This window comes from Gilvimarinus polysaccharolyticus (assembly GCF_001187555.1).
GTDB classification, from domain to species: domain Bacteria; phylum Pseudomonadota; class Gammaproteobacteria; order Pseudomonadales; family Cellvibrionaceae; genus Gilvimarinus; species Gilvimarinus polysaccharolyticus.
Map to the genome: position 1 here is coordinate 255057 of NZ_LFIJ01000001.1, position 23358 is coordinate 278414.

The following is a 23358-nucleotide window of genomic DNA, read 5'->3' on the forward strand; positions in this document are numbered from 1 at the left end:
TAATTTACTAGAAATAAAGTGTCGCTCAGAATTGTAGTGAGGCTTTTCAGGGAGCGATGTAAAGTACCTGCAATTCTTCTTGACCGTTAGGTACCATCTAGTTTCAGCGCTGCTTACCAGTACTCTTCCTTTTTTTGCTGGGGGTGGACGGTATTCTTGGCGCTAATCGACGCCAGTTTCTTATCTCATTGTTATATCTGACTAGCAATAATCTATAGCTTACCTTTATTGGGGAATGACCATTCATTTGAGGTTTTATCAGTGAAATTGGTTGTTTTTTTAAAAATACACTTGTAATCGGTTACATTATAGGGAAGAATTGCGTGACGATACAGCTGGTGTCGTATAAAACAGATAAAGGCCAGGCTCCATATGTAGCTGCTAACTTTCTTGCCACGCGCACGTAGAGACAAGGCCAAAAATAAATGAGGCTAGTCCATGATAAGAACACTCCCCCAAAAACGAATTCTGTCCACTTGGATTTCAGCGTTGTCCCTCGCGGCGACAGCCAGTGCAGTCCAGGCTCAGCAAGGCTCATATGATGAGGAACTGCTCGAAGAGGTTGTGGTGCGTGGCATTCGCAGCTCTCAGCAGGCCGCTGTGGATGTAAAGCGCGACTCTAAAGTCATCGTAGACTCGATTGTGGCAGATGATATCGGCAAGCTGCCGGATGTCACTATTGCCGACTCTCTTCAGCGTGTAACGGGTGTGCAAATTCAGCGCACTGCAGGCGAAGGTACCAGTTTAAACGTGCGCGGTATGCCACAGGTGCTGACCACCTTGAACGGCGAGCAATTCTTAAGCCCTTGGTCTATCACCGATGTAGGTGCCAATTATGGCGATATCCCCGCCTCGATGATCGCGGGTGTGGATGTGTATAAATCGCAAAGCGCGAGCCTCTCGGCAGGCGGTATTTCTGGTGTTATTAATTTAAAAACTCGTCGTCCGCGTGACTTAGAGCAAGGCTGGACGGCTGTTGGTAGTGCAGAAGTATCACAAGGCTCGATTACCGAAGACGACAATTACAACACTAATGCGTTTGTGGGTTATAACGGCGACCGCTTCGGTTTTACTCTTGGTGCTTTTAAATCTAACTCTAACGCAGCCAACTACCAGATTTGGGAAGACGTCCGTTTAGGGTTTGTTAATGCCGGCGGTGATCCCCTGGATCTGAACGGTAATGGCGATTTAAGTGATCGTTATTTGGTGCCCGGTGGGTACGGTGTTAGTGCCTTTGTTATGGAGCGCGAGCGCGAAGGTTTTGCCGGCTCCTTGCAGTTTGATATTACCGATGCGTTGCAGCTAACTGCGGATGTGTTCTACACCAAGATGGATCAGTATGACCGTGGCGTGCGCACGCAGTTTAACGGCAGTAACAGCGATAACTACGACGTATTGCGTCCAGGTACGCAAACTCAGTTTGCAACAGTTGTCCCGGCAGAGGGCGATACCCCTGAGCGTGTGATCAACTCGTTGCAAGTGGCAGTGGTCGAAGCGCCTGATTTTCAAGCCACCACGCAGAGTAGACAAAATCACACAGACGCCCTTAATGCTAACGTAGAGTTAAGCTTTGACAACGGCGGTCCGTTTACCGGTTCGGTTCGCTATATTCACGCCGAAGCTGAAAAAGATTATGCCAACGCCAGTTTTCAGCAGGGCACCCCCGAATGGTACTGGGTCGATGAAGATGAGGATGGTCAGGATGATCCGGTCGAGCCGTTTTGGGTTACGGTGGATTACACCGAAGAGTATCCAACCTTCCAGTTTGAAGATGACTTATCCAGCACCGATCGTTTAAACCTGTTTCAAGCGTTTGCCGATGGTACCCATGATGATGCGACACTTGACGCTTTACGTGCTGACGGCTCTTACGACTTCGAGTTCTCGGGTTTTACATCGATAGATTTCGGGGTTCGTTACGGTCGTCGCGACGTTGATCACACTCGATTTATTTACATGACTCCAACGGGTTATTACTCTACATGGGCCGATTCAAATGTGCCCGAAGAGTTGTGGTATGAGCCGTTGCCGGGTGATTTTATTTGGCAGCAATACCCAGATTGGAACGACTTTAAAGGCAATGCTGATTTAGGCCTCGCCCCCTATGAAGAGTTGCGTGATCAGTTGATCTCTTACAATGATTTCGGTCCTTTTGAAGGCTGGGGCAGCGGGGTCGCCGCACTAGATCCCAAAAGTCTGGACGATCTGAGCGGTTTTATGAACTTCGTCTACCCCGGCGCACAAGAGTTTGCCGATCCATCGCGCGCGTACTCGGTGGTGGAGGAAGAGACGTCGGGTTATGTACAGCTTAATTTTGAAAACCTAGATGGTCTGTTTGGTGTGCCGTTTGACGGCAATATTGGTGTGCGCGTCGTTGAAACCAATCGTGAAGTTGTAAACAGTGTTTACGACCAAGGCGCGGTACCGACAGAAGGTACTTACTATGGTGGCGGTTACTCTGCCACGTACGGTCAGCCGCAAGGTTGGCAGGTAATGTACAAAACCTTGGGCACCGAAACCACCGAGACATCATTTACCGATGTGCTGCCCTCAGCCAATATTAACTTTTATCCGCGCGAAGATTTAATTGTGCGCTTGGGTTATAGCGAGACGATGTCACGCAACGACCTGATGAATGTGGGTGAGGGTGAGTCGCTGTGGTATCAGGAGTATCGCGTGTACACGCCAGATGGCAATCAATTGGACGAGAACGGCGAAGCTTACAAAGTGGTCACCAGCCCAGGCGGCGGTAACGATCAAGGCAACCCGTATATCGATCCTTGGCGTGCCAACAATTACAACCTTTCAACCGAGTGGTATTTTGGTGAAGGTGGTATTTTGGGCGCGGGCGTGTTCTTGATTGAGGTTGAAAGCGCGGCGCAAACACTGCAAGAACAGCGTCAATACCCAGATTCAGACGGTGTAATTCGCCGTTCTGCCAACATCTGGACGACACAAAACGTTCCTGCCTCCGACCTTAAAGGTTTCGAAGTGGGGTATAAGCAAGCGCTGACTTTCTTGCCTGGTATTTTGTCTGATACCGGTATCGAGGCCAACTATACCTATTCAGATAACGACTCTGGCAGTGTTGACCTTGAGGGTAACAGCTTTCCGCTTAACTCCAACTCAGAGCATCAAGCCAACTTGGTGTTGTGGTATCAGGGTGACAAGTTAAGTTCGCGGATCGCCTACAACTGGCGCAGTGAAATTTTTCAGGGACAGGTAGGTTTAAACACCAACGAGGCACCTATCAGTTTGGGCAACTGGTCTGAGTCGGCCGGTTACTTGGATGCCTCGATTAACTACGACATCAACGATAATATCGCGGTCTACTTACAAGGCACTAACCTGACCGAGACCGATTATCGCAACTATGCGCAGTTTGAAGGTCAGTTCCGATCTTTGAATGTGCAAGAGCGTCGTGTGGCACTGGGTATCCGCGCGCGTTTGTAAGCTCTCCTACCCCAAAACTTGTAGGGCAAGTGCATAGCTTTGTGGGAGTCGGGAAACCGGCTCCCACTTTTTTTGTTTATTATATTTAAAGTGATTTAACGCGGCAGTAGGTTACCTGTTAAGTCCGCGATATAGTAAGCAGACAATAAAGCATAGAGTGGAGTGATGTGATGATAATGAAATCTTTAATAGCGGCTTTGACGCTATGGTTAGCAACCGCTTGCGCAGCGGCGCCTTCTGAGCAATTGCAGCCCCGGGTGTTAAATACCAACACCGTGTTGAGCGCTGATTCCGTACGCTTGATCGGGCGATTCGATACCCGCGTGTCCGGTCAGGCCGCCTTTACCTGGCCTGGTTCGGCAGTCGAGTTTCGCTTTGCCGGCTCAACGGCGACTATTCGATTGGCCAGCAGCGCCGATATTCGTTTTTTACTGGAAGTTGACGGTCAGCCATCAGAGTTATGGGTTAAGGCCGGCGAAGCGGATTACTCGCTGGCTTCTGGTTTGGCAAATGCCACACACAGCGTACGGCTGACGCGCTTGGCCGAATCGTTCTCGGGGGTGACTCGTATCGTCTCTAACCCCGTGACTGATGGGAAATTGCTGCCGCCACCTGCCGCCCCTAAACGTCGCTTGCTGGTTTTAGGTGACTCAATTACAGCCGGTTACGGCGTCGAGGGAGCAAGTAAAAGTTGTAGCTACTCACAGGCCACCAGCTCACCGGTACTAGCTTACGCTGGTGTGGCGGCCCGACAACTAAACGCCGATCTGCACAGCATTGCGTGGTCTGGCATTGGTGTGTGGCGCTCTTACGGCGAGCAGGAGCCTGCAAACCCGACGATAGGCGAGCGGCGTCAATTAACGCTTGGCGATGACTTTAACAGTCCTTGGGCGGTAACACGCTACCGCCCTGATGCGGTGGTTATCGCCATTGGCACCAACGATTTTTGGCAGGGCAGTGCCGCAGGGTATCGCGCGGCCATGACGCAATTAGTATCACAACTGCAAACCGATTACCCCCAGCGGCCCATCTATTTAATGGTCAGTCCGATGCTTACGGGCGACGCTCGCGCGGCGCAGCAAGCTGACCTTGATGCGATTGCTTCAGGTCTGGTTGAGGTGATTGATTTGGGCAAAATTGAGCCGGCAGATGGTTACGGCTGTGATTATCATCCTAATGTAATAACTCAACAGCGGTTGGGTGAAGCGTTGGCCCAAAAGCTGGAAAATGATTTGGATTGGTAGGTTTGGTTGATGCTCTAACCTGCGAGACTAAAGTCCAATAAAAAAGCCGCTACCTAAAAAGATAGCGGCTTTTTGTATGGTGGGCCTTCCCAGACTCGAACTGGGGACTTGCCCCGACGTTAATGAAAAAGTGAGTCGGATGCTCTAATCAACTGAGCTAAAAGCTAATAAAAAAGCCGCTACCTAAAAAGATAGCGGCTTTTTATATGGTGGGCCTTCCCAGACTCGAACTGGGGACCTGCCGATTATGAGTCGGATGCTCTAACCAACTGAGCTAAAGGCCCTTAACTTGTCTTTTTACTCTCTGGGGGCGTCGCGTCCTCGCTTCAGGCGGTCACGTACTTAATGTACGCTCCCTTCTTCAGCTCCGGTGCTTCTACCCAGAAAGCAAAAACCCTGCGTTAAGCAGAGTTGTCTTGATTTCTGCAGTACTCGGTGCAGTACATCTAGTCGATCTTTTGCGGCCCGCATTATAGTGCGGGCCGCAACTAAATTAAAACCCTATTCGTCTAAAAAGCTGCGCAGGTGATCGGAGCGCGAAGGATGACGCAATTTGCGTAAGGCTTTGGCTTCGATCTGACGGATACGCTCACGAGTAACGTCGAACTGTTTGCCCACTTCCTCAAGGGTGTGGTCGGTGTTCATGTCGATACCAAAGCGCATGCGCAGTACTTTTGCTTCGCGAGCGGTAAGGCCCGAGAGCACTTCACGAGTAGACTCGGTTAAGCCAACACTGGTGGCAGACTCTACTGGTGAGACGATGGTGCTGTCTTCAATAAAGTCGCCCAAGTGCGAGTCTTCATCGTCACCGATAGGTGTTTCCATCGATATAGGTTCTTTGGCGATTTTCAGCACCTTGCGAACTTTATCTTCTGGCATTTCCATGCGCTCGCCCAACTCTTCGGGGGTGGGTTCGCGGCCCATTTCCTGAAGCATCTGGCGCGATACACGATTGAGTTTGTTGATAGTCTCGATCATGTGCACGGGGATACGAATGGTGCGAGCCTGATCCGCAATCGAGCGGGTGATGGCCTGACGAATCCACCAGGTGGCGTAGGTCGAGAATTTGTAACCACGACGGTATTCAAACTTATCAACGGCTTTCATTAGGCCGATGTTGCCTTCTTGGATTAGATCCAAGAACTGCAGGCCGCGGTTGGTGTACTTTTTCGCAATAGAAATTACCAAGCGCAGGTTGGCTTCAACCATTTCTTTCTTGGCGCGACGTGCCCGGGCTTCGCCGATGGACATGCGACGGTTAATTTCTTTAATGGTGCTAAGCGGTAAGCCGCTTTCGACTTCTACTTGATTTAATTTGCGTTGGGCGCGAGCGATTTCTGGCTCGTAGGTTTTTAAGGCCTCAGAGTAATCGCGCTTTTTGGCAATAATTTCGCTGATCCACTGGTCGTTAGACTCGTTGCCAGGAAACTCTTTAATAAAGGTTTTACGCGGCATTTTGGCTCTGCGAATACACAGTTCCATAATAGCGCGTTCTTCGCGGCGAGCGCGGTCAAGAATGTTGCGCACGTTAACGTAAACGGGTTCAAACTGGCGTGGCGGAAGCTTAAAGAACTTGAAGATTTCGCCTAGGGCGTCGAGTTCTTTATCGGCTTGTTTGCTGTCACGACCATTTTTCTCGATAACCTTTTCGGCTTTGGCCAACTGTTTTTTCAGTGCGCCAAAACGCTCTTTTGCCTCATCGGGATCAACGCCCGTAGGTGTTTCGTCCTCTTCGTCGCCATCCTCTTTTTTTGCCGCGGCGGGTGCGCCGGCGGTGGGGATCTCGTCCGAGGGGTCGAGCCAACCGATGATGACGTCAGCCAGGCGGCGCTCTTCTTTTTCGACCATTTCGTATTCGGTTAAAATGGCCTGAACAGATCCTGGCCAGTAGGCGATGGCGTGCATCAGCTCGCGCACACCCTCTTCGATACGTTTGGCAATGGCAATTTCGCCTTCCCGGGTTAGCAGCTCAACGGTGCCCATTTCGCGCATATACATGCGCACTGGGTCGGTGGTGCGACCGGCTTCGGTTTCAACCGCGGCGAGTGCTGCCGCAGCTTCTGCCGCAGCGATTTCATCGGCAGAGGAATCGCCATCCGCCATCAACAGGTCATCGGCATTGGGGGCTTGTTCAAACACCCGAATACCCATGTCGTTGATCATTTGAATGATGTCTTCGACCTGATCTGGATCGGAGATGTCCTCTGGTAGGTGATCGTTCACCTCGGAATAGGTTAAATAACCTTGTTCCTTACCTCGGGCGATAAGCTCTTTGATTCGAGACTGTTGCTGTTTAGCGTCGTCAGCCATTATGGACCCTGTAAAACGTAGCGGTTAAAAAAGCAAGCGCGGGATTATACCGTAAAGCATGAGTTAGATGCTAGGTGAACGGTGAAAATGCGCGGATATTAACGCGATTTGGTGCGGTAATGGTGCGTAGGTTTAGGCTTGGTGAGTTTAGTGTAGTTTTTGTCCGAGCGCTTCGGCGACCAGTGCCTCTTTTTCGGCGCGACTCAGTTTGCGGCAGTCGCTGCTGCGTAATTTGGCTAGGGCGCGTTCGCGACTGGGTTCGTGCAGTAAGTTGCGGGCTTTTTCTAGACAGTGGGAAAAGGCGGCGCTTAGGTCGTATTCGATGACTTCGCTGCGCTCATCCTTTGGCCGGCTTAGGTGCGCTGCGGCGCGCAGCATGTCGTGTCCGGCAATGGCGGCGAGCTTTTCAGTCTCGTCCGGCCCGTAGTTGGCGCGCCAGTGCCCCAGAATATGAGACAGCTGATAATGGCTGCGCTCGTGCAGCAATTTAAGTAGGCGACCTAGTTGGCGTAGTTCGCCGTTGTTTTGGCTTAGCCATGCATCGTGGTCGGGGGCCTCGGCTGCCAGTGTAGGGTGGGCCAGTAATAAAGCGATGGCTTTTGTGTGGGCTTGCATCAAATATTGACTGCTGCGTTTGGCGCTAACACTGCTGGTTGGCTCGTTATCGAGTTTAGGCTCGGGTATATCGTCGTAAGCGCTAGCCGGCAGTGATTCAAAATCGTCGTAGTCGACGGGGATGTCATGTTCGTGATAGCTGGGCGGCTCACTTTGGGTGTCGTCAGGCCAGTATTCTGGGGCGGCATCGTGCGTTGGTGATTCGCGGGTTAAACGCTCGGGCTGGATACTGGGTTCTTGCCGGGCGGGGTGGCTTTGTGGCTCGGGCTCTTGTTGTGATGGCAGCGGCTCGGGGGTGTCTACTAGCTCCTCGAGGGTGGTGCGGTTTAAGCCGGTGCGTGTGGCCAGCGCCTCAAACATTAATTCGCGAAACACGCCTTTAGGTAGCTTGGCCAGTAGTGGCGCGGCGCGTTTACTTAAGTGAGCGCGGCCCTCCATGGTGCGAATATTGATGCCTTCGGCGGCGGCGTCAAATAAGTAATCTTCTAGGGGCACGCCCATGTCGATCAGGTTTTCAAATTTCTCTGGGCCGATTTGACGCACTAGGGTGTCTGGATCTTCGCCGTCGGGCAAAAACAAAAACTTCACCTGGCGTCCGTCGGTCATGGCCGGCAGTGATGCTTCAAGGGCTCGGGTGGCCGCTCGACGGCCGGCGTTATCGCCGTCAAAACAAAAAACGACTTCGCTGGTGTAGCGAAACGCTCGCTCTAGGTGTTCTTCTCCGCAAGCGGTGCCAAGTGTCGCGACGCCGTAGCGAATGCCAAATTGCGCCAGTGCGACCACGTCCATATAGCCTTCGACTACCAGTAGGCGGGGCAGGTTGCGGTAGGCTTGGCGTGCTTCGTGTAGTCCGTAAAGCTCACGGCCTTTATGAAACACTGGGGTTTCGGGCGAGTTGAGGTATTTGGGTTTGCTGTCGTCCAGTACTCGCCCGCCAAAGCCGATGACTCGTCCGCGAGTGTCGCGAATTGGGAACATAATACGATGGCGGAATCGATCGTATAGTCGGTCAGAGTCTTCGGGTTGAATCAGCATTCCGGCCGTTAGTAAGCCGTCGCGATTATCGCCATTGGTGCCCAGAGCTTTGAGTAGGTTGTCCCAGCCGGGTGGGGCATAGCCGACACCGTAGTCGCGGGCGATTTGACCGTCTAGGCCGCGACCTTTGAGGTAGTCGATGGCTTTGCTTTTGCCGGGGTGTTGGCGCAGTTGCTCTTGGTAGAAATCGTTGGATTTCTCTAGCAGCTCGTAGAGTCGCTTGCGCAGTCGTTCTTGACGCGTGGCCTCGGGCTTTTGCTCTTCGCGGGGAACTTCCATGCCGCACAGGTGGGCGAGTTGTTCAACCGCCTCGGGAAACCCGGTGCGCTCATAATCCATTAAAAAGCCCACCGCATTACCGCTGGCGCCGCAGCCAAAACAGTAAAAAAACTGTTTGTCGGGGCTTACGGTAAACGAGGGGTTTTTTTCGTCGTGAAATGGGCAGCAGGCGCTGTAGTTTTTGCCGGTCTTTCTTAGTTTGACGCGGTGATCTACCACCTCGACGATGTCGACGCGGTCTAACAGTTCGTCAATAAAAGACTGGGGGATGCGGCTCATAGAGGGATTTTAGCCGCTTTATGATCGGCGGCGATAGCCTTATTAGCCTAGGCTCGCTTTAATTCGGCGGCTGACATCGCCCATGTCGGCACGACCTTGCACCTGCGGCTTGATCAGGCCCATAACTTTACCCATATCGCGCATTTCACTGGCGCCAGATTGGCTAACGGCTTTGGTAATAATGTCGTCGAGTTCGGCGGCACTTAAAGGCTGAGGCATAAACTCTTGGATGATTACAATCTCGGAGCGTTCTTGGTCGGCCAGCTCAGTGCGTCCGGCGTCGTCAAACTGAGCAATAGAGTCGCGACGCTGTTTTAGCATTTTATCTAAAACGACAAGTATGCGAGCGTCATCAAGCTCGACGCGTTCATCGACCTCGATTCGTTTGAATTCTGACATCACCAGACGCAAAACAGCCACGCGCGCCTTTTCTTTGGCTCGCATGGCGGTTTTCAGCTCGTCATTGATGCGGGTTTTCATTGCAGATGCTGCCATAAATAGACCCTATCTTTTAGTGAGCTTGCAGCCGAAGCTGGCTATTGCTAAGCCGGTTACGGCTTAGCAATAGGCGCCATTAATACAGGCGCTGAAACTTACGTGATTCGCGCTGTACTTTTTTGGCGTGACGTTTAACGGCAGCGGCCATGTTGCGCTTACGAACAGCTGTGGGCTTCTCGTAAAATTCGCGGCTGCGAACTTCTGCCAAAACACCTGCTTTTTCGCAAGAACGCTTGAAGCGACGTAGAGCAACGTCAAACGGCTCGTTTTCTTTAAGTTTTACTGAAGGCATGTCTTTACCTTTGGTTAATAAAGGCCCGCGGCCCTATAAATGACTCGAGTTCTAAGGGGCGCAGATTCTAACGACTAATCTATCGGCCTGCAAGCGCCCGACGCGATTTTTTGTTTAATTGCGTGAGTTTTTGTGTCGCTTGCTGGCCCCAGTTGCGCGCGGTCTATATGATAGCGACCCAAATGTCCTGTGCGACACTAATTTATTGACGACTACTGAGAATCTGTTGTGAGCAAACCCATGTTGGTTTTGGGCATAGAAACCTCTTGCGATGAAACGGGCTTAGCCCTTTACCACACCGAGCGCGGGCTTTTGGCCCACGATTTATACTCGCAGGTGGCTGTGCACGCCGAATACGGTGGTGTAGTGCCGGAACTCGCCTCGCGCGATCACGTGCGTAAAATACTGCCTCTGATTCGCCAAGTGCTGGCCGATGCCGATTGTGCTGCCGAGGAGATCGATGGTATTGCTTACACCACCGGCCCAGGCTTGGTGGGGGCGTTAATGGTGGGTGCTAGCGTTGGCCGTGCGTTGGCCTTTGCTTGGGATGTGCCGGCGGTGGGTGTGCATCATATGGAGGGCCACCTGTTGGCGCCTATGCTAGAGGATAATCCACCGGAGTTTCCGTTTGTGGCGTTGCTGGTCTCTGGTGGCCATACGCAACTGGTCAAAGTCGAAGGCATCGGCCACTACCAATTATTGGGCGAGTCGCTCGATGATGCCGCCGGCGAAGCATTTGATAAAGCCGCTAAAATGCTCGATTTAGATTACCCCGGTGGGCCGCAAATTGCGCGCTTGGCCGAGCGTGGCACTGCTGGCCGCTTTACTTTTCCGCGCCCGATGGTCGATCGCCCCGGGCTTGATTTTAGTTTTAGTGGCTTAAAAACCTACACTTTAAATACCGTGGCCGCGCACGCCACTGCCGATGGTTTGCCGGATGACCAAACCTCGGCGGATATTGCCTATGCGTTTCAAGAGGCCGTTGTCTCAACCTTGGTTATTAAATGTCGTCGCGCGTTACAGGCGCACAATTTAAAGCGTTTGGTGATCGCCGGCGGCGTGTCGGCCAATACTCAGTTGCGCGTCGAGCTGGAAGCGGCGTTAGCCAAAATGAGCGCCGAAGTGTTTTATGCGCGTCACGAATTCTGTACCGACAATGGCGCGATGATTGCCTACGCCGGTGCCCAACGTTTGGCTGCTGGGCAGTGTGAGCCGTTGGCGGTGAATGTGCGTCCGCGCTGGCCGCTGGACACCTTGCCGCCACTTGATGCCCCCGCCGCAGACAACCGCTAATAAAGAGGCCACCATGGACATTGTTTATATTCGCGACCTTGAGATTCAAACCATTATTGGGATTTACGACTGGGAGCGCCAAGTGCGTCAAACCGTGAGTCTTGATATTGAGATGGCGAGCGATATCCGCCGAGCAGCCAAAACCGATGACATTGCCTACGCGCTAAATTATAAAGCGGTTTCAAAGCGGATTATCGCTTACGTTGAGCAACGCGATGCACTATTGGTGGAGTCGCTTGCCGAAGAGATTGCCGCGTTAGTGCAGGAAGAGTTTGCTGTGCCTTGGTTGCGTTTGCGCTTGAGTAAGCCGGGTGCATTGCGCGGCGCACGGGATGTGGGCTTGATTATTGAGCGTGGAGATAAGCCGGCATGAAGCCTGTGTACTTAAGTTTGGGCAGTAATATCGAGCGTTATCGACACATTACCGCGGCGCTGGAAGCGTTGGCCGATGAGTTTGGTGGGTTGGATGTGTCTACTGTTTATGAGAGTGAATCGGTGGGCTTTGAAGGCAGTCACTTTTTAAATTTAGTGGTGGGAGTTTACAGCGGGTTAAATATTACCGAGTTGTCTGCGCGGCTCAAGCAAATTGAGGACGACAATGATCGCAACCGCGACGGTCCTAAATTTAGTCCGCGTACCTTAGATATTGATATTTTGCTTTACGGTGATTTTGTTGGCACCACGGCGGGTATAGAGCTGCCGCGAGACGAAATTAACAAAAACGCCTTTGTGTTACAGCCTTTGGCTGAGCTTGCCCCTGAGCTGAAACACCCACAACTTGGCAAAACCTATGCCGAGCTGTGGCACGCTTACGATAAAACACGACAAAAACTGTGGCCAGTTGATTTTAACTGGCGTGATATGGCGCTGCCTTGCAGTTATTGATGGCATAACTTTGGCTCTAAGGCTTGTGGTCAGTCTTAGAGCTGTGTGCCCCTACCAAATACGCTCAAAACCTGCGTTTATAGCCAGCGCAGCTTTCTAAATACCCCAAGCAATACTGCGCCCATCGTTGCCATTAACCCCATCGCAATAAAATAACCGTAGCGAAACTGCAGTTCGGGAATGTACTCGAAGTTCATGCCGTAAATGCCGGCAATAAACGTTAACGGCACAAATATCGCGGTAATAACCGTTAATACTCGCATGGTGTTATTTAGGGTATGCGATGAAAGAGATAAATAACCTTCGATTAAGTCGCCACAAATTTCGTAGTACATTGCGGTTAAGCTGTTGACTCGCTCGCTGCGGTCAAACAAGTCTTGCAGCGCGTGTCCGGTGTCGGGTGATTGCTGAATAAATATATCTGGGGTCTCGTGCAGCAAACTTGCAGCTACTCGCTCGTGGTAATTGAAGGTACGTTTTAGTTTACGCAAGCGCGATTTAAAGGCGATTAAGGTGCGCATTAGCTCGTCGTTAGGGCGCTCTTGCATTAAGTCTTCTAGGTCATTAATGCGCGCTTCAAAGGTGAGTACAACATCTAGGTAGCGCCCCACCGAGTAATGCATAACACGTACCGCCAGCATTGCCGGTTTACGCAGTAGTGCTATCTCGGGATTGGCCCAGTTTTTTTCGACACTGACAGAGCGTCCTTGGTGAATGCTAATTAAACAGCGCGGCTCAACAAAAAGCGCAATAGGGACTTGGTTGATGTTCAGGTCTTCGTCAAAATCGGTAATGCCGCTGTAGCGAATCAGCACATGGTTGTCGAAGGTTTCGGTCTTAGGTGGGTGACGTTTACGCTGCGCGTCCTCAATAGCCAGTGGGTGGCAGCCTTGCTCCAGTAGCAGGTCTTTCTCATCGTCGACATCTTCGCTTTCGATATCAATCCACAAATAAGTGTTGTCGTCCTTGCGCCACAGGTCTATTTGCTCGATACCGCCGCGCTGCACTTGTCCATCGTCTGTTAATAAAAGTGTTTTTATCATGCTGATTTCCTTTGCGTAGCTGAGGGCGCGTTAGTTACTGAGAGTGCGGCCGCCGTCTACGGCGAGAATTTGGCCGGTAATGTAGGGCGCATCGGTTAATAAAAAATCAATGGTGCGGGCGATATCATCGGCTGCGCCGGCGCGTTTTAGGGCAATTTTATCGACAATAGCGGCTTTGGCGTCGGCATCTAGTGTTGCGTTATCTTCAGGCCATAAAATAGCCCCTGGTGCGACGCCGTTGACGCGTACATCTGGGGCCAGCTCGCGGGCTAACGATTTAGTCAGCATGACGTTGCCGGCTTTGGCAAGGCAGTACAAAGTGTGTTGCTTAAGCGGGCGGTCGGCATGAATGTCGGCTATGTTGATAATCGCTCCAGAGGTTTTTTTGAGTGCGTAGGCTAAGTGCTGCGCCAAAAAGAACGGCGCTTTTAAATTGCTGCCCATAAGGTCGTCCCATTGTTGCTCGGTAGCGCTGCCGATGGGCGTTGGATAAAAGGTAGAGGCGTTGTTGATTAGGGCATCTAGGCGCCCCCAGTGATGACTTGCCGAGTGCGCTAACGCCTCGAGCTCGCTGGGTTGGGTTAAATCGGCCGCTAACGTTAAGGCCGATTCGGCTCGCAGCGCATTAAGCTCGGCGGCCAGTTGTTTGGCCTCTGCGCTGGATGAGCGGTAATGCACCAGCACTCGCCAACCTTTAGCGTGTAAGCGACGTGCGGTTGCGGCGCCTATACGGCGGGCTCCGCCGGTAATCAATACTACGGGTGCGCTCATTGGGTTTGATCCTTACGCTGTTGTTGCTGTAGCTCTTTAAGTCGTTGCAGGCGTTCGGCATCTATCGCTGCGCCCAACTCAAGCCCCTGTAAGCCGCTGGCAACTAACGTTTTAACATCTACCTGTTGGCACAGCTCAAGGGCGCGCAGTAGGTATTGTGGTTGCGAATAGTCACACTGCTCAAAGCCGGTGCGCCCACGAGAGTCCGCTTCGCAGGCTAGCAGCAATTGTGCAAACCGCTCGGGGCGGCGCAGGGCATCGGTTTGTTTGATGAGTTTGAGTAGGGTGTCTGGGCGCAACTCAAAAGCGCGATGGACATGGGTGTGGAATTGCGCTGCCAGCAGGCCGAGGTCGCGACACTCATTGGGTACCGCGAGTCTTTTGCACAAGGCTTTAATTACTGGCAAACCTAACTGCTCGTGATTGATATGGCGAGGCCAGTTGTCAGCTGGGGTTTTGCCTTTGCCTAGGTCGTGCACCAGAGCGGCAAAGCGTACGCAGGTGTCGTCTGATAATAAGCAAGCTTGTTGCAGCACCATTAAACTGTGTACGCCCGTGTCGATTTCAGGGTGATGTTGGGGCGGTTGCGGAATGCCAAATAACTGATCGAGTTCGGGTAAAATTTTTGCTAAAGCGCCGCAAGCTCGCAACACCTGAAAAAACACCTCGGGGTTGCGCTCGCCTAACGCGCGAGACATTTCTTTCCATGCGCGCTCGGCGACTAAATGATCGGCTTCACCGGCCTCGACCATCGAGCGCATTAAATCGGTGGTAGTTTTGGCAACGGTAAACCCTAAGTGATGGTAGCGTGCGGCAAACCGAGCGATGCGCAAGATGCGCACAGGATCTTCGCTAAAAGCGTCGGAGACATGGCGCAGTTTTTTATCGCGAATATCCTGTGCGCCATTAAAGGGGTCAAACAACTGGCCTTGTTCGTCCTCGGCGATAGCGTTGATAGTCAGGTCGCGACGGATTAGGTCCTCTTCGAGGCTGACATCGGGGCTGGCATGAAACGCAAAGCCGGTATAGCCCGGAGCGGTTTTGCGCTCGGTGCGGGCGAGGGCGTATTCCTCTTTTGTGGTGGGGTGTAAAAATACCGGAAAGTCTTTGCCTACCGGGGTAAATCCTTTGGCCAGCAGCGCCTCGGGGGTGGCACCTACCACCACCCAGTCGCGCTCGTGATAGGGATAACCCAACAGTTTATCGCGTACCGCGCCGCCCACTAAATACACTTGCATGAGATTACGTGCCCATTGTTTTTTTATAGAGGCTCCATGTTAGACAATTTCTTTATTAAATGCGCGTATTATGCTTGTTTGCCATACGCCTTAAGGGTAGAGTTAAGCACTTAATCTATTGATGAAACTTTTTATGTTACTTCTGTTAATCGCAATGTTTGTCCGCACTGCACCGCGCCGAGTTTGGCTGGCGGTGGCGGCAGTTTGTTGCGCTAAGAAGCGGGTAGCTAAGTGTTAAATTGATTCATTAATAACACACTGACTCTTAAAGGCCGCAGCATTTCACTGCGGCCTTTTTTGTTTAAGGCTTTTGGTGGCAGTGCAGCGGCGAATCGCTCCTACGTATGGGGCGACTGGCTGCTATGAGGAAAAATCCATGCCGGTGTTAATTGCTTATGTTTTTGTCGTGCTTATTTGGGGTACTACACCACTCGCGATCGTTTGGAGTAATGGTACAGGCCATTTTACGGTGGCGGTATTGTCACGCATGTTGTTGGCGCTGCTTGTCGCATTAATGATTAACGCGGTTTTAGGGCGGCGTTTGTTTGATCGGCCTGGAGCCAGCCACGTTTATTTTATCGCCTCGATCGGGCTATTTCCCAATATGCCACTGGTGTATTACTCGGCGCAGTTTATTCCCTCGGGTTTGATAGCCGTGCTGTTTGCGCTGTCGCCTTTTGTGACTGGGGTGTTGTCGATGATTATTCTTAAAGATAACCCATTTAATCGGCGGCGTTTATGTGCCTTGGTGTTGGCGGTGTTGGGTTTGGCGGTGATTTTCCGTAGCCAATTGGCGTTAGACAGTGATGCGGCTATTGGCATTGTGGGAATCTTAGGCTCTTGCGTATTGTTTTCCAGCAGTAGTGTATTGCTTAAAGCGCGGCGCACGAGTGTGGATGCGTTTAATCAAACCACCGGTGCGTTGTTGTTTGCGATGCCTGGGCTTATAACGTTTTGGTGGCTGGCCGGCGCCCCCATGCCGCAGCTGCCCACTCAGGCGGTGGCGGCGGTGGTTTATTTGGCGCTGTGCGGCTCGTTATTAGGGTTTACATTGTTCTTCTTTGTGTTGTCGCGGTTATCGCCCTCGGTGGTGTCTTTGATTACGTTAATGACACCGATACTCGCGCTTGGTAGTGGTGCTTTATTGGCGGGGGAGCGTTTGAGTGTAGAGGCTGCAGTTGGCACTGTTTTGGTGTTTTTAGCGCTGATCATGTATCTCGATGTGGTTGCATTTTTGCGCCGCCCAAAACTGACTTGAGGTTACTGCGCTAGATTGGTGCTAAGTGCTTGCAAGGCTCTAATCACTGCACAAGCGTGGTGCTCTTGAGTTTATTTTGATTTTGCTTTTTCTTCTTCATTTTATCTTAACCTATTGTTTTTTAATGGTATTTACAAGTTGGCTCGGTCTTCGCTATTAGTCCGATAAGCTTGTTCGGTAAGCCATCGACAGCTACGGGACTCCAACACAAGAATCGGGAGCCACCTTAAAAACAGTTGCCATTAGAAACTAGAGGAAGATTCCATGAAAATGATTAACAAAAAATTACTGGCTAGTGCTGTCGCAGCGTCAGCTATCGCGTTGAGCGCATTTGCACCGGTTGCCAATGCTGAAGTATCGGCATCAGTAGGTGCTGCAAACATGTACTACTGGCGCGGTCTTGATTTGGGCAATGGCGATCCGGCCATTTCTGGCGACATTAGTGTTAGCAGCGGTGGATTCTACGGCGGTGTTTGGGGATCATCTGGTGATGCGTCTGCGGGAACTGAGTACGATTTGTTTGTAGGCTATGGTGGTGAGGCCGGTAGCTTTACTTATGACGTAAGCTTGTGGAACTACAACTATCCTAGCGCTCCTAACAATGTTGACGGCTCTGATGGTTCACCTGATCTGGGTGACTTAACCGAGGCGGTTGTCTCGCTTGGTTATGGTCCGGTTGCAGTGACTTATTATCACGGTCTGGAAGATCTGGATGATTACTGGTACACCACTGTTGGCGCAACTTTTGATAAGTTTAGTGTGACTTACGGTTTGCATGAAGATGATTTGTCTCACGTTGATTTGGGCTATGCTTTTAACGACAACTTGAGCTTTACCATTGGTAAAGTAGTTGACGATGTAGATGGCTCGTACGATGACGACGTGAAATTTATAGTTTCTCTGAGCCTGCCTATTGAGTTCTAAGGCGGCCAGAAAAAAGAATCTGTTTCGCTAACAGGTATGACAGCGATATGATGCTGTAGGGGCAAACTTCGGTTTGCCCCTTTTTTTCGTCTGTTACTTTCTGCTTTTCTTTGCGGTCAATATGCCATAATCCCTTTCATTTGGTCTGGCTACGGAGTGTGGGCATGTCTTATGTGGGGGCGGAGATTTTAGTGACCGGCGGCGCCGGTTATATTGGTAGCCATGTGTGTGTGGCGCTGATCGAGGCGGGATTGTCCCCGATTATTGTCGATAATTTTTGCAACAGTAAACCGTAGGTTGTGGATCGGATCGCTGAGTTGGCCGGTACGCGCCCCGCGCTGTATCAACTGGATATAAATGACCGAGCAGGATTGGCGGATGTATTTGGCCGACATAAAATCCAAGCAGTGATGCATTTTGCTGGGTTAAAAGCGGTGGGTGAGTCTACTCAAATCCCTCTGAGCTACTACCGAGACAACGTAGCTGGCGCCTTAACTTTATGCGAGGCGATGGCGGCGGCTGAGGTATGGAATTTAATTTTTAGCTCATCGGCCACTGTGTATGGCGATCCTGCTAGCGTGCCTATCAATGAGCGTTTTCCGCGCAGTGCGACCAACCCTTACGGGCGTAGCAAATTAATGATTGAGCAAATGTTGGAGGACGCGTGCGCTGCGCCCGAGTCACGCTGGAAGGTTTCGTTGTTGCGTTACTTTAACCCTGTGGGAGCGCATGAGAGTGGTCGCATTGGGGAAGACCCGGCGGGGATACCGAATAATTTAGTACCTTACGTGGCGCAGGTGGCGGTGGGTAAACGGCCATTTTTACAGGTGTTTGGCGACGATTACCCCACGCCAGACGGCACTGGCGTGCGGGATTATATTCATGTGGTAGATCTGGCCGCAGGCCATGTGGCGGCGCTGACCACCTCTTTGCCACAGGCGGCGGGCTGTCGCGCTTACAACTTAGGTACGGGTATTGGTTATTCGGTGCTGGATGTACTGCGGGCGTTTGAGCAGGCCTGCGGTAAACCCCTTGCCTACAAGCTGATGCCCCGCCGACCGGGTGATATTGCTATTTGCTTTGCTGACTCGAGCTACGCGAGCGTGGCGCTAGGGTGGCAGGCCAAGCGCGATTTAACGCAAATGATGCAAGATAGTTGGCGCTGGCAGAGCAATAATCCCGATGGGTATCTGTAGTGTGGTTATACGATGACGGCGCCGGGCAGTGCTAGCTCAAAGCGCGCGCCGCCCAGCGGCGAGTGGTCAATAGTGAGCTTGCCGCCATAATTGCAGGCAATGTCAGCGCATACGGCTAAACCAATCCCTTGGCCTGGCATTGCAGTGTCGAGCCGTTGGCCGCGCTCGAGTGAACTGCTGCGTGCGGTGGCGGCAATGCCGGGGCCATTATCGTCTACTTGCATGGTGAGTAGCTGCTGGTTTAAACGCGCGGTAACGGTAACGGTGCCTTTGCCGTATTTGCAGGCGTTGTCTAATAAGTTGCCTGCTAGCTCCATTAAGTCTTCTTCATCTCCCACAAACGCAATATTCTCAGGTACGTCGAGATTTATGCTTAGGCCTTTATCTCGATAGATTTTTTTGAGCGACTCGGTTAACCGCTCTAGCGTGTGACGCAGTGGTATTTGTGTACCGCTACCGGCATGTTCGCTAACTGCCTTTTGCAGTTGGTATCGGACGACTTTTTCCATGCGTTCTACCTGCTCGTTGATGTGTTGTTGGTAGTCTTCTCTATCGCTGGTGGCTTTTAGGACCGCCAGTGGGGTTTTAAGACTGTGTGCTAAATCGTTAACTCGGTTGCGATAGCGGCTACGCAGTTGAGTTTCACGCATTAATACTTCGTTAAGTCGGTCTATTACTTGTTGGATTTCATGTGGGTAGTTGCCAATCAAGGTTTGACTAACGCCGCTGCGCATCAGTCCTAAAGACTGCGCTAAGCGCGCTAAAGGTGCAAGTGCCCAGCCGGTGAGTAATATTTGAGTGGCCAGCAATACCAGCGCGACCAACCCTAAACCTTGCCAAAGCTGAGTGCGATAAGCAACTAGCGCTAGCTGAAAACTTTTAGTGTCGTGCAGTAGGGCAAATCGAAACGGGTGCGTGGCGCTGTGCTCGTCCTCCCATAACGTGTCAAATTGTGCGAAAAAGTAGTGCTCATTGCCGATTTTACTGCGCTGAAAGTGCATTTGCCCAGGGCGCCACTGGGGTGAGAAATCTGCAAAGCTTGGTGCGGGGCTGAGTAGCTGGCTGGAGTTAGAGCGCCAGACTAAGCTGCCTTGGGTGTTGTACACAAACGCGGCAATGCCCGAGGTGTTTTGTTCAAGGTCGGGCTCTATTAGGGTGCCAGGCAGTTGCAGGCGTGCACCGGTAGGGTTGGAGCTGAGCTCGGCAAGGCTAAACAGTAAATAAAAGTAACGCTCTAGCCGCACTTGCTCGGAGGCTTCTAGGCTGTGGCGGTAGGCGCGGTCGAGTGCGGCTCCGGCAATCATAAGCACGATCGGCAACACCAGCAGTGAGCCGATCAATAAGCGCGACTTAAGTGTGGCACGCGCCATGTTATTGAGGCTGAGCAGGGCTGGGGGGGAGGTTAAAGCGATACCCCAGACCACGCAGGGTGCTGATGGGGGCGAGACTGCCGTCAGGGTCGAGTTTTTTGCGCAGCCGGCCGATAAATACCTCGATCACATTGCTGTCGCGATCGTAATCTTGAGCGTATAGATGCTCGGTTAGCTCGGTTTTGGATAATGTTTTACCGGCGTTGAGCGCTAAGTACAGCAGCGTATTGTATTCGTAGCTGGTGAGCTCGATAGGCTGCTCTTTAAGGGTCACCGTTTTGGCGTCGGTATCGATGACTAAGGGGGCAAATTCTAGTCGGTTTTGAGCGGCGCCGTGGGCGCGGCGTAGCAGTGCTTGGATGCGTGCGCGTAACTCTTGGGGGTGAAACGGTTTGGTGAGATAGTCATCGGCGCCGGCCTCTAAGCCTTTGACTTTGTCTTGCCATGCGTCGCGAGCGGTTAACACTAAAATAGGCGCGTCACGGCCGCTTTTACGCAGTTGGGTAATTAAGCTTATGCCGTCAATTTGAGGTAGGCCGAGATCGATAATCGCGAGATCGTAGGCGTACTCGTTTGCCATAAATAAGCCATCGCGGCCATCCGCTGCACTGTCTACCGCGTAACCTTCGGCGGTTAGTTGGCGGACCAGTTCGGTGCGCAGTGCGGTGTCATCCTCGACGATCAATAAGCGCATAAATTCTCTTTACCTACTTGTGTGGCTAGATTGGCGACTACTTGAGCGGTTGGCCGCTGTTGGCATCTATAAGTACTGAGTGAATACGGCCGTTGGGCTGTAGGAGCTTGACCCGAAACGCTGTGCGTCCTCGAGCGATTACCTGTTTTACACCAATCACTTTACCGCCGTACAAGCGGCTTGCGATCTGGCCCGCTTTGGCTGCGGCAATGGCGCACTGTGAGCCGCTTACTACTGTGGCACCGTGTGCGTAGGGCTTATGTGCGGCGGCGGCCGGTAATGCGGTGCCGAGTAATAAGCCGGCGATGATGCAGTAGAGTCGTGTCATAATTTGAGGTCAAAGCCGTGAGTTTGAGGAGCTATTGTACTGTGCATTACCCTTACACCGAAAGCTCGCAAAATGATGCCAGCTTTCGACTGTGTTGTGGCGGTCAAGCTAGGGGCTGACCGTTAAGAATCAGGTGTAAGCATAACTTGGCGAGTCTGAACCCGTGCTGAAAATAACACCACTGGTGTGTCTAATGTGGCAATTATGCGGCGACAGATCACTCGGCGGTGTAAAAGGTGTATGTAATTATGCTTGGTTTGCAGCAAAACCCGCAAAACCCGTGTGTAAACAGGTATAATCGCCGCTATTTTGCAGCATATTTAAAGAGATAGGTTTACGCCATGGTGGATACGGTTTCGGTAGCAGAGTATATGGTCCAGGTTGGACGCCAAGCGCGCGCCGCCTCGAGAGTGTTGGTCGCCGCGAGTACCAAGGTTAAAAATGACGCATTGCACGCAATGGCGCATGAGCTAGACACTGCTCGTGAGGCCCTGGCGGCTGAAAATGCTAAAGATTTAGCGGCCGGTCGTGCCAATGGTCTAGATGCCGCACTGCTCGATCGTTTGGCGCTTAAGCCGGCCACCATAGATGGCATGATCGAAGGCTTGCAGCAGGTGGCGGCATTGCCAGATCCTTGCGGTGAGATCACCGATATGAGCTACCGCCCGAGTGGCATACAAGTGGGTAAAATGCGTATGCCATTGGGCGTGGTCGGTATTATTTACGAGTCGCGCCCCAATGTCACCATCGATGCGGCAAGCCTGTGTCTCAAATCTGGCAACGCTGCTATTTTGCGAGGCGGCAGCGAGGCGATTCACTCTAATCGGGCTATTGCTGATTGTATTGCTCGTGGTTTAAGCGCTGTTGGTTTGCCTGAAACTTGTGTGCAAGTGGTGCAAACCACCGATCGTGCGGCGGTAGGCGCACTGATTACTATGCCTGAGTTTGTCGATGTGATTGTACCGCGTGGCGGCAAAGGCTTGATCGAACGTATCTCAAGTGAAGCTTCGGTGCCGGTTATTAAACACTTAGATGGTATTTGCCACGTCTACATCGATGCCAAGGCCGATCTCGATAAAGCTTTCGCGATTGCATTAAACGCCAAGACTCATCGCTATGGTGTGTGTAATGCCATGGAGACCTTGCTGGTAGATGCCGCAGTAGCCAAGGCCATCTTACCGCGCTTAGCTGACGCTTTTAGCGCCGAGGGCGTGGAATTGCGCGGCTGCGACAAAACCTGTGCGATTATTAGTGCTACAGCTGCCAGCGACGAGGACTGGGCGACTGAGTATCTGGCACCAGTGCTGTCTATTAAAGTGGTCGAGTCACTGGAGGAGGCGATGGATCATATTGCCCGCTATAGCTCGCAGCACACAGAGGCTATCGTTACCGAAGATTACAGCCGCGGTCGTCGTTTTATTACCGAGGTGGATTCCAGCTCTGTAATGATTAATGCCTCGACCCGCTTTGCCGATGGGTTTGAATATGGCTTGGGTGCCGAAATTGGTATTTCGACCGATAAAATTCACGCCCGAGGTCCGGTTGGGTTGGAAGGGTTAACTTCGCAAAAATGGATTGTATTTGGCGATGGCCAGATTCGTCACTAGCGTGAGCGTAATGTTTGGGCTTTGGCGGCGGAATAGCTTCTTGTGAGAAAAAAAATCGCCATTTTGGGCGGCACCTTTAATCCGGTGCATAACGGTCATTTGCGTTTGGCGCTGGATTTAGTGCAGCAGGTCGGGTTTGATGAAATGCGGCTGGTGCCGTGTCATATCCCCACGCACCGCGCCACACCTGATGTGGATAGTGTGTGTCGGGCGAAAATGGTCGAGTTGGGAATTGCCGGCAACCCCAGCTTACAAATGGATGATCGCGAGTTGGTGCGCGGCAGTACATCTTACTCGGTCGACACTTTGATTCAGTTGCGCGATGAATATGGCGCTGACTGCTCACTGAGTTTGGTGATGGGGTTAGATGCCTATCTCGGGTTAACCCGTTGGCACCGCTGGCGCGAGCTTTTACAGTTGGCGCATTTGTTGGTGATCGACCGACCTGGTTATCAATTGCCAGCAGTCGGCGAGCTGGCCGAGTTTGATGCTCGGCACCGAGCTGATGTCGAGGTTTTGGCTTTGGCACCTGCGGGCGCGGTGACACACCTTAATATTCGGGCGCTCGATATTAGCGCCACAGAAATTCGCGCGCTGACGGCGGCGGGGCAGTCTACCCGCTATTTATTGCCAGAGTCGGTGCGCCGTTATATTGCTGAACAGCAACTATACAGAGCGCGAGATTGATCGTTAGGTCGCGCGCTTTTTTTGGGTTTTTACAACACGTAATTTACGAAACATAAATA

19 protein-coding genes, 1 tRNA gene and 1 pseudogene are annotated in these 23358 nt (G+C 51.9%); 10 read left to right on the plus strand and 11 right to left on the minus strand.

What is annotated here, in order from left to right; all coding sequences use genetic code 11:
• Window positions 1-438: 438 nt before the first annotated feature.
• Both GILYN3_RS01055 and GILYN3_RS01060 read left to right on the plus strand, forming a co-directional pair.
• Window positions 439-3453 carry a TonB-dependent receptor gene (locus GILYN3_RS01055; protein WP_049721136.1) on the plus strand — a complete coding sequence of 1005 codons (3015 nt, stop codon included), beginning with the start codon at window positions 439-441 and terminating at the stop codon, window positions 3451-3453.
• A gap of 176 nt (window positions 3454-3629) precedes the next feature.
• The gene (locus GILYN3_RS01060; protein WP_198147255.1) at window positions 3630-4697 is read left to right on the plus strand and encodes an SGNH/GDSL hydrolase family protein; all 1068 of its coding nucleotides are present in this window, start codon (window positions 3630-3632) and stop codon (window positions 4695-4697) included.
• 207 nt (window positions 4698-4904) lie between these two features.
• Here GILYN3_RS01060 and GILYN3_RS01070 read toward each other — a convergent pair.
• The 5 genes from GILYN3_RS01070 to rpsU all read right to left on the minus strand — a co-directional run bounded on the left by GILYN3_RS01070 (window position 4905) and on the right by rpsU (window position 10005).
• A tRNA-Ile gene (locus GILYN3_RS01070) sits at window positions 4905-4981 on the minus strand.
• 217 nt (window positions 4982-5198) lie between these two features.
• Window positions 5199-7007 carry an RNA polymerase sigma factor RpoD gene (gene rpoD, locus GILYN3_RS01075; protein ID WP_049721138.1) on the minus strand — a complete coding sequence of 603 codons (1809 nt, stop codon included), beginning with the start codon at window positions 7005-7007 and terminating at the stop codon, window positions 5199-5201.
• Window positions 7008-7154: 147 nt separating this feature from the next.
• Complete coding sequence (gene dnaG / locus GILYN3_RS01080) at window positions 7155-9215, minus strand: DNA primase (RefSeq protein ID WP_049721139.1); 2061 nt, start codon at window positions 9213-9215, stop codon at window positions 7155-7157.
• A gap of 42 nt (window positions 9216-9257) precedes the next feature.
• Window positions 9258-9710, minus strand: a complete 453-nt coding sequence (locus tag GILYN3_RS01085) for a GatB/YqeY domain-containing protein (RefSeq protein WP_049721140.1) — start codon at window positions 9708-9710, stop codon at window positions 9258-9260.
• A gap of 79 nt (window positions 9711-9789) precedes the next feature.
• A complete protein-coding gene (rpsU, locus tag GILYN3_RS01090; RefSeq protein ID WP_049721141.1) occupies window positions 9790-10005 on the minus strand; it encodes a 30S ribosomal protein S21 in 216 nt (71 codons plus the stop codon).
• A gap of 240 nt (window positions 10006-10245) precedes the next feature.
• Between rpsU and tsaD the strand changes: the two genes are divergently transcribed.
• The 3 genes from tsaD to folK are packed head-to-tail and all read left to right on the plus strand — an operon-like array spanning window position 10246 to window position 12183.
• Entirely contained in the window at window positions 10246-11298 is a 1053-nt protein-coding gene (gene tsaD, locus GILYN3_RS01095; RefSeq protein ID WP_049721142.1) for a tRNA (adenosine(37)-N6)-threonylcarbamoyltransferase complex transferase subunit TsaD, read from the plus strand.
• Window positions 11299-11311: 13 nt separating this feature from the next.
• On the plus strand, window positions 11312-11671 hold the full coding sequence (gene folB / locus GILYN3_RS01100; RefSeq protein WP_049722500.1) for a dihydroneopterin aldolase: 360 nt from the start codon (window positions 11312-11314) through the stop codon (window positions 11669-11671).
• Window positions 11668-12183: a 2-amino-4-hydroxy-6-hydroxymethyldihydropteridine diphosphokinase gene (gene folK, locus GILYN3_RS01105; protein ID WP_049721143.1), complete on the plus strand. Its 516-nt coding sequence runs from the start codon at window positions 11668-11670 to the stop codon at window positions 12181-12183. Before folB ends, folK begins: the two co-directional genes overlap by 4 nt.
• A 77-nt stretch (window positions 12184-12260) precedes the next feature.
• Here folK and GILYN3_RS01110 read toward each other — a convergent pair whose 3' ends face one another.
• From GILYN3_RS01110 to GILYN3_RS01120, 3 genes are read right to left on the minus strand one after another with little or no spacing between them, the layout of a single operon-like run.
• On the minus strand, window positions 12261-13226 hold the full coding sequence (locus GILYN3_RS01110) for a magnesium transporter CorA family protein (RefSeq protein WP_049721144.1): 966 nt from the start codon (window positions 13224-13226) through the stop codon (window positions 12261-12263).
• Window positions 13227-13256: 30 nt separating this feature from the next.
• A complete protein-coding gene (locus GILYN3_RS01115; protein WP_049721145.1) occupies window positions 13257-13997 on the minus strand; it encodes a pteridine reductase in 741 nt (246 codons plus the stop codon).
• Window positions 13994-15235 (minus strand): multifunctional CCA addition/repair protein, encoded by a 1242-nt coding sequence (locus GILYN3_RS01120; RefSeq protein WP_049721146.1) that lies wholly within the window; start codon window positions 15233-15235, stop codon window positions 13994-13996. Before GILYN3_RS01120 ends, GILYN3_RS01115 begins: the two co-directional genes overlap by 4 nt.
• Before the next feature lie 376 nt (window positions 15236-15611).
• Between GILYN3_RS01120 and GILYN3_RS01125 the strand changes: the two genes are divergently transcribed.
• The 3 genes and pseudogenes from GILYN3_RS01125 to galE all read left to right on the plus strand — a co-directional run bounded on the left by GILYN3_RS01125 (window position 15612) and on the right by galE (window position 18613).
• Window positions 15612-16493 (plus strand): DMT family transporter, encoded by an 882-nt coding sequence (locus GILYN3_RS01125; RefSeq protein ID WP_049721147.1) that lies wholly within the window; start codon window positions 15612-15614, stop codon window positions 16491-16493.
• Between the two features lie 264 nt (window positions 16494-16757).
• A complete protein-coding gene (locus GILYN3_RS01130; protein WP_049721148.1) occupies window positions 16758-17417 on the plus strand; it encodes a TorF family putative porin in 660 nt (219 codons plus the stop codon).
• Between the two features lie 164 nt (window positions 17418-17581).
• Window positions 17582-18613 (plus strand): annotated as a pseudogene (galE, locus tag GILYN3_RS01135) (UDP-glucose 4-epimerase GalE).
• A 5-nt stretch (window positions 18614-18618) separates the two neighbouring features.
• Here galE and GILYN3_RS01140 read toward each other — a convergent pair.
• Genes GILYN3_RS01140 through GILYN3_RS01150 form a run of 3 tightly spaced genes read right to left on the minus strand, consistent with a single transcriptional unit; the run spans window position 18619 to window position 21005 of the window.
• Entirely contained in the window at window positions 18619-19983 is a 1365-nt protein-coding gene (locus GILYN3_RS01140) for an ATP-binding protein (RefSeq protein ID WP_049721149.1), read from the minus strand.
• Between the two features lies 1 nt (window position 19984).
• A complete protein-coding gene (locus GILYN3_RS01145; protein WP_049721150.1) occupies window positions 19985-20677 on the minus strand; it encodes a response regulator transcription factor in 693 nt (230 codons plus the stop codon).
• Window positions 20678-20714: 37 nt separating this feature from the next.
• A complete protein-coding gene (locus tag GILYN3_RS01150; protein ID WP_049721151.1) occupies window positions 20715-21005 on the minus strand; it encodes a PepSY domain-containing protein in 291 nt (96 codons plus the stop codon).
• A 341-nt stretch (window positions 21006-21346) separates the two neighbouring features.
• On the opposite strand from GILYN3_RS01150, the gene GILYN3_RS01155 reads away from it, so the two are divergent.
• Window positions 21347-22612 (plus strand): glutamate-5-semialdehyde dehydrogenase, encoded by a 1266-nt coding sequence (locus GILYN3_RS01155; protein WP_049721152.1) that lies wholly within the window; start codon window positions 21347-21349, stop codon window positions 22610-22612.
• Between the two features lie 42 nt (window positions 22613-22654).
• Window positions 22655-23299: a nicotinate-nucleotide adenylyltransferase gene (nadD, locus tag GILYN3_RS01160; RefSeq protein WP_049721153.1), complete on the plus strand. Its 645-nt coding sequence runs from the start codon at window positions 22655-22657 to the stop codon at window positions 23297-23299.
• Window positions 23300-23358 lie beyond the last annotated feature (59 nt).

Coding starts and splice junctions, on each gene's coding strand:
- GILYN3_RS01055 (WP_049721136.1), top strand. CDS start 439: ATGATAAGAACACTCCCCCAAAAACGAATTCTGTCCACTTGGATTTCA.
- GILYN3_RS01060 (WP_198147255.1), top strand. CDS start 3,630: ATGAAATCTTTAATAGCGGCTTTGACGCTATGGTTAGCAACCGCTTGC.
- rpoD (WP_049721138.1), bottom strand. CDS start 7,007: ATGGCTGACGACGCTAAACAGCAACAGTCTCGAATCAAAGAGCTTATC.
- dnaG (WP_049721139.1), bottom strand. CDS start 9,215: ATGAGCCGCATCCCCCAGTCTTTTATTGACGAACTGTTAGACCGCGTC.
- GILYN3_RS01085 (WP_049721140.1), bottom strand. CDS start 9,710: ATGGCAGCATCTGCAATGAAAACCCGCATCAATGACGAGCTGAAAACC.
- rpsU (WP_049721141.1), bottom strand. CDS start 10,005: ATGCCTTCAGTAAAACTTAAAGAAAACGAGCCGTTTGACGTTGCTCTA.
- tsaD (WP_049721142.1), top strand. CDS start 10,246: ATGTTGGTTTTGGGCATAGAAACCTCTTGCGATGAAACGGGCTTAGCC.
- folB (WP_049722500.1), top strand. CDS start 11,312: ATGGACATTGTTTATATTCGCGACCTTGAGATTCAAACCATTATTGGG.
- folK (WP_049721143.1), top strand. CDS start 11,668: ATGAAGCCTGTGTACTTAAGTTTGGGCAGTAATATCGAGCGTTATCGA.
- GILYN3_RS01110 (WP_049721144.1), bottom strand. CDS start 13,226: ATGATAAAAACACTTTTATTAACAGACGATGGACAAGTGCAGCGCGGC.
- GILYN3_RS01115 (WP_049721145.1), bottom strand. CDS start 13,997: ATGAGCGCACCCGTAGTATTGATTACCGGCGGAGCCCGCCGTATAGGC.
- GILYN3_RS01120 (WP_049721146.1), bottom strand. CDS start 15,235: ATGCAAGTGTATTTAGTGGGCGGCGCGGTACGCGATAAACTGTTGGGT.
- GILYN3_RS01125 (WP_049721147.1), top strand. CDS start 15,612: ATGCCGGTGTTAATTGCTTATGTTTTTGTCGTGCTTATTTGGGGTACT.
- GILYN3_RS01130 (WP_049721148.1), top strand. CDS start 16,758: ATGAAAATGATTAACAAAAAATTACTGGCTAGTGCTGTCGCAGCGTCA.
- GILYN3_RS01140 (WP_049721149.1), bottom strand. CDS start 19,983: ATGGCGCGTGCCACACTTAAGTCGCGCTTATTGATCGGCTCACTGCTG.
- GILYN3_RS01145 (WP_049721150.1), bottom strand. CDS start 20,677: ATGCGCTTATTGATCGTCGAGGATGACACCGCACTGCGCACCGAACTG.
- GILYN3_RS01150 (WP_049721151.1), bottom strand. CDS start 21,005: ATGACACGACTCTACTGCATCATCGCCGGCTTATTACTCGGCACCGCA.
- GILYN3_RS01155 (WP_049721152.1), top strand. CDS start 21,347: ATGGTGGATACGGTTTCGGTAGCAGAGTATATGGTCCAGGTTGGACGC.